This is a genomic window from Rhodospirillales bacterium (genome assembly GCA_023898805.1).
In the GTDB taxonomy this organism is placed as follows: domain Bacteria; phylum Pseudomonadota; class Alphaproteobacteria; order Micavibrionales; family UBA1664; genus UBA6145.
This window is the reverse complement of the sequence record CP060260.1, coordinates 1,506,491-1,523,046: the sequence shown is the minus strand read 5'-3', so window position 1 is coordinate 1,523,046 and position 16,556 is coordinate 1,506,491. Positions and strand designations below refer to the sequence as shown.

Here is a 16,556-nt window from a genome sequence, read left to right as displayed (position 1 = left end):
ATAAACCGCCGTATTTTTTTAACCCCTTGTTTAAGCGCGCGGGCGTAAAGTTGGGAACATGAATCGATCTACTGTCATCATTGTCGCTTCGGGCTTCTTTTTTGCGCTGCTGGCCGCGCTGGCGGTGCAGATGATCGGCGGCAAAAGCCGTAAAGCAGACACTACAGCCGAAACCCAGACCGAATACGTACTGGTCGCCGCGCGCGACCTGAAAACCGGGGAAGAACTGGATAAAAACGCCACGATCTGGGCGCCATGGCCCAAAACCTCGATCTTTAACGGCGCGATCGTGCGCGAGGGCAAGACCACGGCGGACGAGGCTCTTAAAGGCCGCGTCGCGCGCAATTTCGCCAAGGGCGAACCGATGATCAAATCCGCGATGGTCGATGCTGGCAAAAGCAATTTCGTGGCCGCGTCGCTGAAGCCCGGTTATCGGGCGGTTGCGATCAGCGTCAACGCGCAATCGTCGGTCGCGGGCTTCGTGACGCCGGGCGACCATGTCGATGTCATCCTGACTTACGAGGTCCATCTGCCCGCCGACCAGAAAATACGCGAGGCGGCAACACCCGTCGTTTCAAAACTGGCGACCGAAACCGTGATCGAGGATCTGCGCGTTCTGGCCACCGACCAGAGTTCGAGCGCCAAATCAGAAATCAAGGCACCCAAGACCGTCACCGTCGAGGTCAGCCCGACCCAGGCCGAACAACTGATTCTGGCCGCCAAGATGGGGACGCTTTCACTGGTGCTGCGCCCGATCGGGGACGATCAGCCGGTTCGCGCAGGACTTGAACATCAGCCGCCAACCACCACGGATATCAGGGTCAGCGGCGTGATGCGCGAGATCATGCACGGGCAAAATAAGACTGGTTCGACGACTCAAGTTGTGCGACTCTATACAGGCAACCGCGTCGAAAACGTGGAGTTGCGCCCCTTGGGGCAGTAGAAACGCCTTCAATCCCGCCGGTTCCGGCATTCAAGTATGGTTCGCAAGCTATTGAATTACATCGCTTTTGCGGTTTTGTCCGTGGGCGCGCTGGCGCTTACGGAGTCCGTGTATGCGGCCGATGCCAACAGCGTCGCAAAATCCAAGCCGAAAGAGCTTTTGACCCTTTCGATGGGCAAGGCCGACGTGGTGCGGGTGGGTCCGGGCGTCACCGATGTGCTGGTGTCGGATCCCGACATCGTGGAAGTCGGACCGGTCAAGAACGACCAGCTGTACCTGATCGGTTCGGCGGTGGGGGACACCAATGTACTGGTGTTCGGGAAAAGCGGCGACCTGATCAAGCAGATTTCGGTCCACGTCAAGGCGGATACCAGCAAGCTTGAAGAAAGCCTTAAAACCCTTTTCCCGAACGAGAACATAGTCGCCTCCTCGATCGGCGACAAAATCACCCTGAGCGGCACGGTATCAAACGCCGATGTCGCGGCGCGCGCCGCCGATCTGGCCGGACGGTTCGTCACAGGCACCCAGACCGTGGTCAACAATATCAGCGTGCGCGACAACCAACAGGTGATGATCCACGTCAAGATCGTAGAGGTCGCGCGCAACGTTCTTAACGAACTGGGGTTGGAAACCGACATCGCAGGGCTTAAGTCCGGCAATTTCGCGGGCCAGCATTCAACATCCAGCATCGGCACCTATGCCTCGGCCAACGCCGCTTTCAACGGCGGCCCACTGGCCGGCAACCCCGCATTCGGGCTTACGGTCGATCCATCCTTCGGCAACGGCGCCCTGATTTACGACACAGGTTCGACGGGCCCGATCTCGCTGGTCATCCACGCACTGGAGCGCGACGGACTGGTCAACACGCTGGCGCAGCCGAATTTGACCGCGATTTCCGGTGAAAACGCCCGGTTCCTTGCTGGCGGAGAATTTCCGATCCCGTCCCAGCGCGACAATAACGGCAACATCACATACGAATACCGCCCCTTCGGCATCTCGCTTTCCTTCAAGCCGGTGGTGCTGAACCGCGACCGGATCAATTTACAGATTTCAACCGAGGTTTCGGAAGTATCCAACGAACTGACCCTGCAACTGCCAGGCGTCACCGTGCCCAGCTTCACGGTGCGCCGCGCCGAAACCACAGTGGAAATGGCGTCGGGCGGCAGTTTGATGATCGCGGGGCTGATCGAATCCAAGGCCATCGAGCGGATGAACGGCCTGCCTGGCATCAATCAGGTGCCGGTGCTGGGCGCGCTGGCGCGTTCGGAAAGTTTTGCGCGCAATGAATCGGAACTGCTGGTCATCATCAGCGCCTATATGGTCGAGCCTTTCGCCGAAAAAGCCGCCGTGCGCACCACCGACGAAACCAAGCGGACCGAGCCGCTTAACCGGGCACTGGCGGAATCCCTTGCGCTGGCTTATGGGCAGTCGATCAAGACCTACGCGCAGGACCGGCCTTTCGGATATATCATGGAGTGAGGCGCGCAAGATGAAACGCTGGCAACACACATTGATGATTCTGGGTGTCGTTTCGGGGCTGGCTTCGGGCCTGAGCGCGTGTTCTCCCGACAAGCCGTGGCTGATGGAAAAATCGACACTGAACGCCGATAAACTGCGACTGGTCGAAAGCCGATACATTGAAAAACAGCCCCTTGGGGCGATGGATGCCGTGAAAATTGCCGAGGCGGCACAAACCTATCGTAAAAAAGGCGCGGGTCCCTTGTATCTGGTCGTCGCCTATAAGGACGGCGGCAAAACCGGCGACAGCACAATCAGCGCGCGCAAGGCCGAAATCATCAAGGAACTTTTGCAATCGGGCGTGCCTGATGGCGACATCACCGCGTCTAGCGTGCCTTTGGACGCACCGGTGCCGGTCGCGCTGATCGCCTTTGACACGCTGGAAGCCCAAGGACCCGCCGCGTGCGCGGACATGCCGATCCCGGGTTATGACGCCCCCGCAGAAGCCGATAATATGCTGACATACCAGACCGGATGCGGGGTCAAGGGCATGATGGCGCGGCAGATTGAAAACCCGGCCGATCTGGAAGGGCACGCGGGATTGGGCGGACGGAACGATGGCGGGCATCTGGCCGCGGTGGTCAATACACAGCTGCGCCCCGGCACCCCGCGCGATTTCCTGCCAAGTTATGTCCTTTCCGAGCTTGCCGCAGGCAAATAGCCGTTTCCATACAGCGGTTTAAAGCGACCTAAAAGCTGTTTCACCTTAATCCCGCGTTAAGGGTGTCCGGATACATTAAGGGGTAGAACCGTCCCTTATTTTCGTTGATTCTTTAAAGACCATGACCACCCAAAAAGACACACCTCGCCGCTCCGCCCTGAACACCATGCTGCCCACCGCCAGCGTGCATGTCTTCAGCGCAGAAGAGCACACACAAGACATCATCGCCTCGCTTGAGGGCGACTGGCGTTTCGGGCGCGTGACGCTGGAAGTCAAAGGCGGTGGCATCGACGAGGCCATCGCGCTGTACGCCGAATCGCCATCGCCCAGCGTCATCATCCTTCAGACCGACGATACCGGCGACTCGTTTCGGGGCCGACTGGAAAAACTGGCGGGCCAATGCGCCGAAGGCACGCGCGCGCTGGTCATCGGTCCGGTCAACGACGTGCAGCTTTACCGCCAGCTGACCGCGCTTGGCATATCCGATTACCTTGTCCACCCGGTCAGCCTGTTCGACATGGCGGAGGCGATTTCAGGCACGCTGCTTGAAATGCTGGGCGCGTCCGACAGCCGCCTGATCGCCGTGATCGGCGCCAAGGGCGGCGTGGGCACGACCAATGTCGCACACATGGCGGCGCAGATCGCCGCCGAAACGCTGGGGCAAAAAACCATCCTGCTTGACGCCGCAGCGGGTCATTCGACGCTGTGGGCGCAATTCGGGTTTTCACCCAACGGTACACTGGTCGAAGCCGCGAAGGCCGCAATCGATCGCGACCATGATACGCTTTCGCGTATTTTGATGGCGGTATCGGAAAACCTGACCTTCATGAATACCGGCGCGGAACCGCTTTTGGTCAACGGTTCGCAACAAAAACTGTTCGAGATGCTGCTTGAACGCATGCTGGCGCAGTATCCGGTGGTGATCGCCGATCTTTCATCGACCTCGCCCGCGATCCAGTCCCATGTCATTTCGCGCGCCAACGGGGTTTTCGTCGTCACCACACCCACGGTCAACGCGCTTTCGGTCAGCCGCACCCTGATCCGCGAAATCCTGACGATGCGCGGGCAGGAAACAGGCAGCCTGCACATGATCGTCAACCGGCGCGGCGAGATGCCTTCTTACGAGGTTTCGGACAAGGAAATCAGCAGCGCGGTCGGGTTCGACGTCGCCGTGAATATGCCTTACACACCCAAATTGTTCCTAAAGGCGGAAAGCGACGGAAAACGTCCGGGCGATCTGCCGGAGGGCGCGAAACTGCAAGCCGTGCTGGAGCCCATCGTGGCCGAATATCTGGGCGTTTCGTCGGAAGACCACGCGGAATCGGAAAACGGCGGCGGCGGATTTCTGCCGGGTCTTTTGAAGAAATTTTCATCGTAGGAACGGCTTTAAATGTTCGGCAAGCGCACAACGCCACCGTCAAGCGAACCGGCAAAAAAGCCGGAGGTTTCGATGCCGTCCATCGCGCCGGAAGCCAGCACGCCCGCAGCCGCGCCAAGTGAGGCGTCAACCAGACAGGCCGTCCCCAAAATCGACATCAACGAACCCGCCGCGGCGGCCGACGGCGAAGGCGGCGCGAAAATCAATCAACGTATCGAGGCGGTGCGCGAACGCATCTGGCGCGACGTGCGCGAGAGTCTGGATTTGAAGAACCTCGCCTCGATGGAGGTTTCCAAGGCGCGCGAGGAGGTGCAGGCAGCCGTCGCCGAAATCGTGCGTTACCGCGCGATGGACCTGACCAAGGCGGAAATCATCCAGGTATCGCAGGAATGCGCCGACGACATGCTGGGCTTCGGCCCACTGGAACCCCTTCTGGCGCGCGACGACATCGCCGACATCATGATCAACGGGCCGGATACGACCTATATCGAGGTCAAGGGCAAGATCGAAAAGGCCGAAATACGCTTTCGCGACGCGCACCATCTTTTGACCATCTGCCAGCGCATCGTCGGCGCGATCGGCCGCAGGGTCGACGAATCCTCGCCCATCTGCGACGCCCGCCTTTTGGACGGCAGCCGCGTCAACGTCATCATCCCGCCCTTGTCGGTCGACGGCGCGTCGATGACCATCCGGAAATTCAAAAAGGACAAGCTGACACTCGACAAGCTGGTGGAATTCGGCGCCATGACCCCGGCCTGCGCCAAGCTGATCATGGCCATCGGGCGCTCGCGCCTCAACGTCCTTGTTTCCGGCGGCACCGGCTCGGGCAAGACCACGATGCTCAACTGTCTGACGCGATACATCGACAAGGGCGAGCGCGTCATCACCTGCGAGGACGCCTGCGAACTGCAATTGCAACAGCCGCACGTCGTGCGCCTTGAAACCCGCCCGCCCAACCTTGAAGGCGTGGGCGAGGTCACGATGCGCGATCTGGTCAGAAACTGCCTGCGGATGCGCCCCGAACGCATCATCGTGGGCGAGGTGCGCGGGCCTGAAGCCTTCGACCTGTTGCAGGCCATGAACACCGGCCACGACGGGTCGATGGGCACGGTGCACGCCAACAACCCGCGCGAAGCCATTTCGCGCATGGAAAACATGATCGCCATGGCCGGGTTGAACATCGGCCCCAAGGCGGTGCGCGAACAAATCGCATCGGCCGTCAACGTCATTATTCAGGTCCAACGTCTGCGCGACGGGTCGCGCAAGGTCACGCACGTATCCGAAATTACCGGCATGGAAGGCGAGGTCGTGACCATGCAGGATCTGTTCACGCTGGAGATCGAAGGCGAGGACGAATACGGCCGCCTGATCGCAAGCCAGAAATCATCCGGCCTGCGCCCCCGGTTCTACGACCGGTTCCGCCAGTTCAACATGCAAAAACTGGCGGATGAAGCCCTTGGCGAATCCCTGGGGGCATAGGCATGAACGTACTGATCCTGATCGTCTTTGCTTTTCTGGGCCTGGCCGGGGGCGGCGTCGCCGCACTGATCAACCACCGGGCGGAGGCCGCGAAGAAAGCCCGCCGTCTGGCCGTTATCGCCGGGCAGACGCAGCAGGGTACCCGCACTTCCCCCAACCAGTCAGCGACGAGCCCGCAGGCACAGGCAGGCGCGCCGACAAACCCCGCAGAAATCGCCGCCAAACTGAAAAAGGCCGCGCGCGAGCAAAAGGCCCTTTCCGACACCAAGTCCCTGTCTTCGCTGATTTTGCAGACCGGGCTGAAATTAAACCTGACCAAATTCTGGGTTATCTCGGTCGTCTTCGGCAGCGGCGCGACATGGATGCTGTGGTCCACCAGCCTGCCGCGCATCATTGTCCTGCTGATGGGGTTCACCGCGTTTTTCGGTGTGCCGCGCCTGTTTTTGAAGATCAAGGCAAATCGCCGCCAACGCGCCTTTCTGGATGATTTCGCCGATGCGCTGGAATCCATGATCCGTCTGCTCAAGGCCGGGATGCCGGTGGGCGAGGCCATTGCCATGGTGGGGCGCGAATTCCGCGGCCCCGTGGGCGACGAAATGGCGCGGGTTTACGACGAACAACGGGTCGGTGTGCCGTTGCAGGACGCGGTGCGCCGCATGGTGCCGCGCATGCCGCTGGCCGAGGTGCAGATGTTCGCGACGTCGATCGCCATTCAGATCCAGACCGGATCGTCGCTTTCCGAGGTGCTGGGAAATCTGGCCGGGGTCATCCGCGCGCGTTACCGGCTCAAGCGCAAGGTGCAGGCGCTTTCGGCAGAAGCCAAGATTTCCGCGATGATCATCGGCGCGCTGCCGGTGCTCGTTTCTCTCGCCCTGTGGGCGGTCAACCCGGACTATATCGGGCTTTTGTTTTCGACCGGCACCGGGAAAATGCTGTTTAGCGGCATATGCGTGTGGATGTCGCTGGGCATCATCACCATGCGCCAGATGATCAACTTCAAGGTCTAAATCATGCCTGAATTCGACATGCTGAGCATACTGACCTTTCTAAGCGCGCTGGCGGCGGGCATCACCGTCATCGCCATCGCCCTGCCCATAGTCGCGCGCCGCGAAAAGCGTGACAAATATCAAGACATGATCGCACGCAGGCGCCGGGACCTGTTCCACGCCGCGAAGGCCGAACAGGAAAAGCTGCGCGAAAAGCCATCGGCCAAAACGCCGGACGCCAAAGAATCCATCGCCATGATGTTCAAGCTGCGCAAAATGGTCGGCGGCATGGCCGACGATTTGCGCAAAAAGCTGCAACAGGCCGGTTATCGCCAACCCAACGCGCCTTTGGTGTTCATCTTTATCCGTTTTGCCGTACCCCTTGTGCTGGCCGCGGTGTCGATGCTGCTGATATCGCTTTCAAAAAAGGAAATCGCAGATTCCCTCAAGCTTCTGATTCCGCTTGCGGCGCTTTTGCTTGGGTTCGTGCTGCCGAGCGTGATGCTCAAGAACCAGGCCATCAAACGCCAACAGGAAATCAACCTGACCTTCCCGGACGCGCTCGATATGATGCTGGTGTGCGTGCAGGGCGGCATTTCAATCGAGCAGGCGATCAACCGTATCGCGCTGGAAATCGCGGAACATTCGCCGATGCTGGCCGAGGAAATGGGCTTTCTTGGCGCCGAACTCGGACTTCTCAACGACCGGCGCGGCGCGTTTCAGGATTTCGCGCGGCGCGTGGGTTCGGGCGCGGCGCGATCCTTTGCCACGTCGATGATCCAGGCCGAGCAATACGGCACCAGCATTTCAAGCGCGCTGCGCGTCATGGCGGATGAATCGCGCGACATCCGCATGGCGGAAGCCGAGCGCAAGGCCGCGTCCCTGCCCCCGAAACTGACAGTGCCGATGATCGTGTTCTTCCTGCCTGCGCTTTTCGTCGTGATTCTTGGCCCCGCCGGCATTCAGGCCGTCACCGCCGCGCATGGCGGGTAAACCTATTCGACGATAGGCTGCATCCGGAACGATTTCTTGGATGCGGTTTTCTGCGCTTTGGGTTTTTGGGTGGCGGGTTTTTGGATAGTCGGTTTTTCTGGCGCGTCCTTTTTCCCCTCGACGATACGGGCGGGCGAAAGCGAGATCACCTCGCTGCCCGATTCCGTGGGGGCGGCGATTTTTTCCATCACGACCACATCAGTGTCCTTGAGCGAGTCGAGCATCGCGCGGTTGTTCTGGTAGACGGAGGAATCGAGCGCCTGTCCGGTGGCAAGGCGCATCACCCCGCGCGCCTCCTTGATCTTGCCCTGCGCGGCCAGCGACATCGCCAGATTGTTGATCACCGGGGTGGTGTCGCGGTCATCGGGCCAGAGATCGAGCGCCTTTTGAAACTGAAGCTGGGCGTCGGCGTTCTTGCCAAGGCCCGAAAGCGCCAGCGCCAGCGCGTGATGTGCGTCGGGCGACTTGCCGTCCTTATCCAGCGCCTTTTGCGCGAAATCCAGACCTTCGTCGTAATTTCCGGCCGAGATCATCACCATCGCCGCCTCGGTCAGCATGGGCGCGCCCGCGCGCTTGTCCGTGGCGGGGGTGCGGATCACCAATTCGGCATCGTCGATGCGCCCCGCGCGGCGCAGGCCATGCGCGTAATTGACGATGTTCGCGGCATCGCGCGGGTCTTGTTTGTAGAGTTTTTCCTGAAACATCAGGGATTCTTGTGTCATGCCGCCCGCGGCGGCGTCGCGCGCGGCACTGGCGATGGCGCTTGAGATCTTGTCGGATGCGGACGATTTGGAATCCGGCGCGCCCTTGGGATGGATATGGCTGCACCCCGCAAGGGCCAGAAGCGCGGCGCAGATCAGGACGCGGCGCATTATTGCGCACCCCCGTTTATTTCAATCGGATTTTCGCCGACGCTTTCAGGCACGGCGGGCGCATCGCCGCCATCCGACCCGCCAGAAGCGGCAGAGCTTGGCGGCGGCGCAGGCGCGGTGGCGGGCGCGGCGACATCGCTGCCGGGCTGGGGCACGCTGGTTTCATAGCAACGGTCGGGGCAGTAATACATCGCGACCGGGTGGCAGGTTTCGTTCTGGGTCGTAGCGCCGCAAGGCTTGTTGATACGGATGAAGCCGGAGCGCCCACCCCCCACCAGCACATGGCGGTTGAGCAGCGTCTTGCCATCGCGGTCGAGGACGATGATCTTGGTCGCGCCCGGCTGCTGCGGCACCAGCATGATCGTACGCGGATTTTCCAGCACCGCCGACGCCTGCGCCGGGTTGCCGATGATCACGCTGCCCGCATCGCGGTCGAGCTGGATCACCGCAGGGCCGTCCGGCGTCATGCGGATGGGCGTGTCGTCATCCATCGCGGCCGCATCAAGCGGCTTCAGGCGGCTGTAGCCGCCGTCATCAGCAATGCGGGCATCCTGCGCCGATGCCGCGGGCAGGAAGGCCAGAAACGTGAAAAGCGATAAAGCAACAAGACGCATCAGCAACCCGCCCGGAAAAAGCAACGCTGGAAAAGAAAAGCCGGGCCGCACGAATCGGCCCGACTTTATTGTACGTCAAAAGGCAGGGGGACGGGAATCCCCGATCTTGCCGGATTTTGCCGGATTTTTCAGGCCGCAGGGCCGGAATGCGCGTGCTGCATGCGGTCGCGCAGCGCGGCCCATGCCAGCCAGCCCAGCGGCACCGCGACCAGCGCGTAGGTGATGATCTGGGACCCAATCCCATCATCCTCGGCCAGCGTTTCGGTCATCTGGTGGAAAGCCCCTTGCGAAAGCAGGGGCACAGCGCCGGTTTCCGAAAGTTCATGCAGACCCTTCAAAATCATCTGCGCCGCGAACATGATCAGGAAGATCGCCGTCACCTTCAAAAAGCGCCCGATCTGAATCAGATGGCTTTTGCGCACCCAGAAATACGCCATCAGCGCGGCCAGCCCAAGGCCCGGAAGAACGGCCAGCGCTACGTGCGCGGCGCTCATGTCATAGCTGGCGGCGGACATCATCAGTACGGTTTCCATGCCCTCGCGCGTAATCATCAGCGCAACAAAGGCGAAAATGCCGAAGGACGCCCAGAACCCGTCGCGCAGGGCGTGCGATTCCAGACGGTCGCGGATCGACTGGCCCATATGTTTGGCGGCACGTAACATGTGCAGGGTGAAGGTCCCCACCATTACCCCCGCACCTAGCGCCAGCACGCTTTCGGTCATCGGGTTTTGCGAAAGATCGGACAGGACCACGCCCATCACGGCGCTGAGCACCAGCGCGGCGGCAATACCGGCATAGACCGGGCGCGCCAGATGTGGACGCCCCGTGCGCTGAAGATAGGCCAGCGAGATGGCCACAATCAGGAAGGCTTCCATGCCTTCACGAAACGCGATCGTCATGATTTGCAACATTATGTACCCCTTTTTCCTGTCTAGGACCTGAGTTGAGAATGATTATCGTGCGCAAATTGCACAGGGTCAAACCCAAAATCAAGACTCTTTTAGTCCTAATTTAAAAACGGCTGTTTTCCTTTGATTTTTATTCCATGCTCCGTTCGCGGGTTTTATAGAGGGACGGGCCGTTTTTCATACCCGCGCGAATCCCCATACGGCAGGCTAGACGATTCGCGGCCGCCGCCGCCCGGATTTGCAATTGCGGCGCGGGACTTTTACAACCGCATCCCGATATGACCCGCAGACCACGCATCGCCCTGTATCAGGATTACGTGCACAGCACGGCGGGCATGCATGATGCGCTGGCCGCGCATGGATGCAACGTCGTACCCATCGACGCGGCGCAGATCATCACGAACGGCATCGACGCCGACGCGCTGGCAATGCCGGGTGGGGCCGACCTGTATTATTGCGAGAAACTGAACGGCGCGGGCAACGCCACGATCCGTGCTTTTGTCGAGGCAGGCGGCGGCTATCTTGGTATTTGCGCCGGAGCGTATTACGCATGCCGGTCGCTGGAATGGAATAGTGGCGAAATCACGGGGCCTCGCGAACTGGCGCTGATCGACGCGCATGCATACGGGCCATTGACACAATACATGGAAGGCATCGACCGGTCGTGGTGCGGCGCCGCGCCGATCACCACCGCCTATGGCGAAACCTTCCGGTCCGGCTATATCGCGGGCCCGGTGTTCCAGGACATACGCGGCGAAGCAGATGTTCTGGCGCATTACGCGGAAGGCCCCGCGGTCATCGCGCGCGGGCGGGTTATACTGTCGAGTCCGCATATCGAATATACCGGCACGCGGTTTCTGGCCACACGCTATTCCCACAAAAATCCATCCGCCGCGCATGAACGGCATGTGGGCGAAATCCTGCGTATCCATGACGCCGCGCAGCGCGAATTTTTTGATTTTGTCCTCAAACGGCTTATAAACGGCGCATGAACAAACCCATCCATATCGTCGGCGCGGGACTGGCCGGGTCGGAAGCGGCGTGGCAGATCGCGCAAGCGGGCGTATCCGTCGTGCTGCACGAAATGCGCCCCGTGCGCATGACCGATGCGCACAAGACCGAAAACTGCGCCGAGCTTGTGTGCTCCAATTCCTTCCGCTCCGACGACGCGCAAAACAACGCCGTCGGACTTTTGCACGAGGAAATGCGCCGGTGCGGTTCGCTGATCATGCGGTGCGGCGCGGCGGCGGCGGTGCCGGCCGGCGGGGCGCTGGCCGTGGACCGGGACGCGTTTTCGCAAGCCGTCACAAGCGCGCTGCATGAACATCCTTTGATTACCGTCGAACGCGGCGAGGTCGCGGGTCTGCCGCCTGAATCATGGGGGCGCACGATCATCGCGACCGGGCCCCTGACCTCCCCCGCGCTGGCGCAAGCCGTGCAAAAACTGGGCGGCGAGGCGCAACTGGCGTTTTTCGACGCGATCGCGCCGATCATACACACGGAATCCATCGACATGTCGAAGGCATGGTTCCAGTCGCGCTACGACAAGGGCGGCCCGGCCGGCACCGGCAAGGACTATATTAACTGCGCGTTCGACGACAAGGCGGATTATATCGCATTCGTCGAGGCGTTGCTGGCGGCGGAAAAAACAGAGTTCAAGGAATGGGAGAAAAACACCCCCTATTTCGAGGGCTGTATGCCGGTCGAGGTGATGGCCGCGCGCGGGCTGGACACGCTGCGCTTCGGGCCGATGAAGCCGGTCGGCCTGACCAACCCCAACGCCACGCGCCGCCCGTGGGCCGTGGTGCAGCTGCGGCAGGACAACGCGCTGGGCACGCTTTACAACATGGTCGGATTCCAGACCAAGATGAAATACGCCGAACAGACGCGCGTATTCCGCATGATACCGGGGCTTGAGAACGCACAGTTCGCACGGCTTGGCGGGTTGCACCGCAACACCTTCATCAATTCGCCGCGCCTGCTTGACGCCCAGTTGCGAATGAAGGCGCGGCCGGATCTGCGTTTCGCCGGACAGATCACGGGATGCGAAGGCTATGTCGAAAGCGCGGCGGTTGGGCTGATGGCCGGGCGGTTCGCCGCCGCGGAACAGGCGGGACGTACAATCGCGCCGCCGCCTGCGACAACAGCGATGGGCGCGATGCTGGCGCATATCACCGGCGGCGCGGATGCCGAAACATTCCAGCCGATGAACATCAATTTCGGTCTGTTTCCCGATATCGACCTGCGCAACGAAAAGGGCAAGCCGATCAAGGGGCCGGAGCGTAAACAGGCGCTGTCCGCCCGCGCGCTTGCCGATCTGGACGCGTGGCTCAAAACACAGGGCTTGCAGGCGGCGGCATGAGCAGCGACATCACCCCCCTGATCCGCGCCAACCAGATGGTCATTCAATCCTATGGCACGCACGGATTCAAAATCAGCGGCACGGTTTACGGCCATCCCGTCATCGTCCTGCCCGATCGCGTTCTTGCGTGGGACGGCGTTTCGATGGACGCGTTGGCCGCGATCAAGGACGAGGTCGATCTTGTCCTGATGGGCACGGGTGCGCGGGTGCGGATATTGCCGCCCGCGCAACGCCCGGCGGGGATGCGGCTGGATTTCATGGATACCGGCGCCGCCGCGCGCGCCTATAACGCGCTTTTGGCCGACGGACGGCGCGTGGCAGCGGCACTGAAGTCGATTTAAAAACTTGCTTTTGTATTTTTGTGTTAGTACATTAATTCATTCAATCGGAGGACATATATGGCAAAAAGCGAAAAAGAGAAACTGCCCATCACAAGAGATACGATTGTCGCATCGCTCGACTTTTCAAAAGTTGCGGATGTGCATGAGGGACAAACCATCGGCCTTGTTCCCGCCATCGTACAGGACAACACATCAGGGCGCGTTTTGATGCTGGCATTCATGAACGCAGCGGCGTTGGAAAAAACGATCCGCTCCGGCAGGGCCACGTTCTGGACCCGGTCGCGCAAGCGGCTTTGGACCAAGGGCGAGGAGTCCGGAAACTTTATGAATGTCGTACGGATCGAAGTCGATTGCGATGCGGATACCGTGTTGCTGCTGGTGGAACCGCAGGGCGATGCCAAAGCCTGTCACACCGGCGAGGAAAGCTGCTTCTATCGCGGGTTCGATCTGAAGCCGTAAACTAAAACGCGTAAGTCCGGACCAAAGGCATCACCCCGCTGCGGCGCAGGGTCAGGCTGGTTTTGCCGATTTCGATGCGTGCATGGTTGATACCCGCCGGGCGATGTTCGCCCATGTCTTCCCAGCGCGTCATGCGGTCCATGGTGAACAGGCGGATGCGATCGCCATGCGCGGTTTCACGGTTCAGATGCCGGTGGCCGGAAAAGACGAAAACGGAACAACCTGATTGCTTGAGTATGTTCAACGCAAGCGCGCCATTTTTGTAATGCGAACGCAGCGGATTAAAGCGTTCGTCATTATCGACCGGGTTATGGGTCGCGTCGTCGTTGGGCGGTACATGCGTGAACAACAGCACCGGGCGCGAAGGACGGCACTGATCAAACGCGCGGGCAAGATCCACCAGATCGTCCTGCGTGGCCTTGTAGAATTTGTGACGCAGCTGCGGCACGCTACTCAGGCGGATATTCGTGCCGGATTTTCCTGGCTGAACATTCGCCGCCCAGAAGATCAAGGTCGCCTCGTCCGCGTCTATGACCTTCGTAGTCTGGATGAAATCGGGATCGATCCCATGACGAATGTCGTGATTGCCGGGCAACATATGCAGAGCATCGGCCACGGGATTGAAGATATCGCGCACCGTGGCCTGAAGCCAGGCGTCGACCACCCGATCCGGCGTGGTGTCGATATTATCGCCCGTATTGACGACCAGATCGCCGCGTTCATGCGCAAGACGCGCGGCATAGGCGCTGGCACCCTTTAATATGGTTTCGCGCATATCGGTCTGTTCCGCCGCGCTCATATCGCTTGCGCGGTGATCCAGCGACGGCAGATGCAGATCGGTGAACCAGTCGATCGCCAGCATCGAGAATGCCCGTCAGGCCGCCTTCGCGTCGGCCGCGCCTTCGTACATCCGGGCCACGTATTCCCAGTTGATCAGGGAGTCGACGAAGGCTTCGAGATATTTGGGGCGGGCGTTGCGGTAGTCGATGTAATAAGAATGTTCCCACACGTCGCAACCCAAAATCGCCTGTTTGCCATGGGCCAGCGGGTTTTCGCCGTTGGGGGTCTTCATCACCGCAAGTTTGCCGTCGGCTTCGCGCACCAGCCAGACCCAGCCCGAGCCGAACTGGCCCACGCCGCCCGCGATGAAATCGGCACGGAATTTATCGAAGCCGCCGAAGGACTCGGCGATCGCGCGCTCCAGCACGCCGGGCATTTTCTTGCCGCCGCCATCGGGCTTCATCCAGTTCCAGAAATGCATGTGGTTCCAGTGCTGGCCCGCGTTGTTGAACAGCGCCTGTTTTCCCTTGTCCGCGAAAGACGCCTTGACGACGTCTTCAAGGCTTTTGCCTTCAAGGCCGGTGCCCGCCAGAAGCTCGTTGCCCTTGTCGACATAGGCCTTGTGGTGTTTGTCGTGGTGGTATTCCAGCGTTTCTTTCGACATATAAGGCGCGAGCGCGTCATAGGCATAGGGCAGTTCTGGCAGGGTGAAATCGGTCATGGCGGCGCTCCTTGGTTTGTTTTGCGCCAGTCAAAGTAAGTCTTTTGCCGCAAACCGCAAGGGGTTTGCACCGATTGCCCCGGCACGCAAGCCTGTGGCGCAGGGACGCGGGAATGTGCTAAAACCCCGTCATGCACAGCACATTACAGCCCGTTTCCGCCCCGCAACCGAAAAGCGCGCAGCCGCAAAGCGCATGGACGCCCGAAAGCTGGCGCGGGCGCGAGGCGCGGCAAATGCCAACCTATTCCGACGCCGCGAAACTACAGGCCGCCGAAACGCGGCTGGCCGCCCTGCCCCCGCTGGTCTTCGCGGGCGAGGCGCGCAAACTCCAATCGCAGCTCGCGCGCGTGGCGGTGGGCGAGGCGTTTTTGCTTCAGGGCGGCGATTGCGCCGAATCCTTTGCCGAATTTTCCGCGAACAACATCCGCGACACGTTGCGCGTCATTTTGCAAATGGCGGTGGTGCTGACTTTTGCCGGGTCGATGCCGGTGGTCAAGATCGGGCGTATCGCGGGCCAGTTCGCCAAGCCGCGCAGCAAGGCCGACGAAACGCGCGACGGCGTCACCCTGCCCGCCTATCGCGGCGACATCATCAACGGCATCGAGTTCACGCCGGAAGCGCGCGCGCACGACCCCGAACGCATGGTCGCGGCGTATCATCAGGCGGCGGCGACGCTCAACCTCGTGCGCGCCTTCGTCACCGGCGGGTATGCCGATCTGCATCAGGTCAACCGCTGGAACCTTGATTTCGTCACGGATTCCCCGCTGGGCGCGCGTTATGCCGACATCGCACAACGGATCACCGAGGCGCTGGCCTTCATGCGGGCGTGCGGCATCACGTCGGACAAGGTCGCACCGCTGCGCGAAACCGATTTCTATACCAGCCACGAGGCTTTGTTGCTGCCATACGAACAGGCCCTGACCCGCGTCGATTCCACGACCGGGGACTGGTACGACACTTCCGCGCATTTCCTGTGGATCGGCGCGCGCACGGGGCAGCTTGACGGCGCGCAGATCGAATTCGCGCGCGGCATCAAAAACCCGCTGGGGGTCAAGGTAGGCCCCGACCTCGACTCCGATACGCTTTTGCAAATCTGCGAACGCCTGAACCCCGACGACCAGCCCGGCCGGTTGACACTGATCGCGCGCATGGGCGCGGCGGATGCGTCCAAGAAACTGCCGCCCATCCTGCGTGCCGTGAAGGCGGCGGGGCCCAAGGTCATCTGGTCGTGCGATCCGATGCACGGCAACACGGTGACGGCGGAGGCGACGGGGCTTAAAACCCGTCGGTTCGACGACATCCTGTCCGAGGTCGGCAGCTTTTTCGATTCCTGCCGTGCCGAGGGCGTCCACCCCGGCGGCATCCATGTCGAAATGACCGGCCAGCAGGTGACTGAATGCACTGGTGGGCAACACCGTCTGACCGACGCCGATCTGGCCGCGTGTTACAACACGCATTGCGATCCGCGCCTCAATGCCAACCAAGCCTTGGAAATGGCGTTTCTGTTGGCCGAAAAAATCAAGGGAAAACAGTAGCTTATC

Annotated in this window: 17 protein-coding genes; 12 read left to right on the top strand and 5 right to left on the bottom strand. The window is 60.8% G+C overall.

Going from position 1 to position 16,556, the window contains the following annotated elements:
* Positions 1-58: 58 nt before the first annotated feature.
* The 7 genes from cpaB (at position 59) to H6866_07450 (ending at position 7,958) form a co-directional block, all read left to right on the top strand.
* Positions 59-943 carry a Flp pilus assembly protein CpaB gene (cpaB, locus tag H6866_07480; GenBank protein USO07261.1) on the top strand — a complete coding sequence of 295 codons (885 nt, stop codon included), beginning with the start codon at positions 59-61 and terminating at the stop codon, positions 941-943.
* 36 nt (positions 944-979) lie between these two features.
* Positions 980-2,422 carry a type II and III secretion system protein family protein gene (locus H6866_07475; GenBank protein ID USO07260.1) on the top strand — a complete coding sequence of 481 codons (1,443 nt, stop codon included), beginning with the start codon at positions 980-982 and terminating at the stop codon, positions 2,420-2,422.
* Positions 2,423-2,432: 10 nt separating this feature from the next.
* A complete protein-coding gene (locus tag H6866_07470) occupies positions 2,433-3,122 on the top strand; it encodes a hypothetical protein (protein USO07259.1) in 690 nt (229 codons plus the stop codon).
* A 121-nt stretch (positions 3,123-3,243) separates the two neighbouring features.
* Complete coding sequence (locus H6866_07465; GenBank protein ID USO07258.1) at positions 3,244-4,500, top strand: AAA family ATPase; 1,257 nt, start codon at positions 3,244-3,246, stop codon at positions 4,498-4,500.
* 12 nt (positions 4,501-4,512) lie between these two features.
* Positions 4,513-5,979, top strand: coding sequence for a CpaF family protein (locus tag H6866_07460; GenBank protein USO07257.1), 1,467 nt, complete (start codon positions 4,513-4,515; stop codon positions 5,977-5,979).
* 2 nt (positions 5,980-5,981) lie between these two features.
* The gene (locus H6866_07455; GenBank protein USO07256.1) at positions 5,982-6,986 is read left to right on the top strand and encodes a type II secretion system F family protein; all 1,005 of its coding nucleotides are present in this window, start codon (positions 5,982-5,984) and stop codon (positions 6,984-6,986) included.
* 3 nt (positions 6,987-6,989) lie between these two features.
* The gene (locus H6866_07450; GenBank protein ID USO07255.1) at positions 6,990-7,958 is read left to right on the top strand and encodes a type II secretion system F family protein; all 969 of its coding nucleotides are present in this window, start codon (positions 6,990-6,992) and stop codon (positions 7,956-7,958) included.
* 2 nt (positions 7,959-7,960) lie between these two features.
* Here the strand turns inward: H6866_07450 and H6866_07445 are convergent, their stop codons facing one another.
* The 3 genes from H6866_07445 to H6866_07435 all read right to left on the bottom strand — a co-directional run bounded on the left by H6866_07445 (position 7,961) and on the right by H6866_07435 (position 10,355).
* Positions 7,961-8,830 carry a tetratricopeptide repeat protein gene (locus H6866_07445; protein ID USO07254.1) on the bottom strand — a complete coding sequence of 290 codons (870 nt, stop codon included), beginning with the start codon at positions 8,828-8,830 and terminating at the stop codon, positions 7,961-7,963.
* A complete protein-coding gene (locus tag H6866_07440; GenBank protein ID USO07253.1) occupies positions 8,830-9,444 on the bottom strand; it encodes a pilus assembly protein N-terminal domain-containing protein in 615 nt (204 codons plus the stop codon). Before H6866_07440 ends, H6866_07445 begins: the two co-directional genes overlap by 1 nt.
* A 128-nt stretch (positions 9,445-9,572) precedes the next feature.
* Complete coding sequence (locus H6866_07435; GenBank protein ID USO07252.1) at positions 9,573-10,355, bottom strand: FTR1 family protein; 783 nt, start codon at positions 10,353-10,355, stop codon at positions 9,573-9,575.
* 275 nt (positions 10,356-10,630) lie between these two features.
* On the opposite strand from H6866_07435, the gene H6866_07430 reads away from it, so the two are divergent.
* From H6866_07430 to hisI, 4 genes are read left to right on the top strand one after another with little or no spacing between them, the layout of a single operon-like run.
* A complete protein-coding gene (locus H6866_07430) occupies positions 10,631-11,344 on the top strand; it encodes a hypothetical protein (GenBank protein USO07251.1) in 714 nt (237 codons plus the stop codon).
* A complete protein-coding gene (gene trmFO, locus H6866_07425) occupies positions 11,341-12,714 on the top strand; it encodes a methylenetetrahydrofolate--tRNA-(uracil(54)-C(5))-methyltransferase (FADH(2)-oxidizing) TrmFO (protein ID USO07250.1) in 1,374 nt (457 codons plus the stop codon). Before H6866_07430 ends, trmFO begins: the two co-directional genes overlap by 4 nt.
* On the top strand, positions 12,711-13,055 hold the full coding sequence (locus H6866_07420; protein USO07249.1) for an Mth938-like domain-containing protein: 345 nt from the start codon (positions 12,711-12,713) through the stop codon (positions 13,053-13,055). Before trmFO ends, H6866_07420 begins: the two co-directional genes overlap by 4 nt.
* A gap of 57 nt (positions 13,056-13,112) precedes the next feature.
* Entirely contained in the window at positions 13,113-13,514 is a 402-nt protein-coding gene (gene hisI / locus H6866_07415) for a phosphoribosyl-AMP cyclohydrolase (protein ID USO07248.1), read from the top strand.
* A 1-nt stretch (position 13,515) separates the two neighbouring features.
* Here the strand turns inward: hisI and H6866_07410 are convergent, their stop codons facing one another.
* Both H6866_07410 and H6866_07405 read right to left on the bottom strand, forming a co-directional pair.
* A complete protein-coding gene (locus tag H6866_07410) occupies positions 13,516-14,376 on the bottom strand; it encodes a metallophosphoesterase (protein ID USO07247.1) in 861 nt (286 codons plus the stop codon).
* A gap of 12 nt (positions 14,377-14,388) precedes the next feature.
* On the bottom strand, positions 14,389-15,015 hold the full coding sequence (locus tag H6866_07405) for a superoxide dismutase (GenBank protein USO07246.1): 627 nt from the start codon (positions 15,013-15,015) through the stop codon (positions 14,389-14,391).
* A 131-nt stretch (positions 15,016-15,146) separates the two neighbouring features.
* Here H6866_07405 and H6866_07400 point away from each other — a divergent pair, with 131 nt between their 5' ends.
* Complete coding sequence (locus tag H6866_07400; protein ID USO07245.1) at positions 15,147-16,550, top strand: 3-deoxy-7-phosphoheptulonate synthase class II; 1,404 nt, start codon at positions 15,147-15,149, stop codon at positions 16,548-16,550.
* The last annotated feature ends 6 nt before the right edge of the window (positions 16,551-16,556 follow it).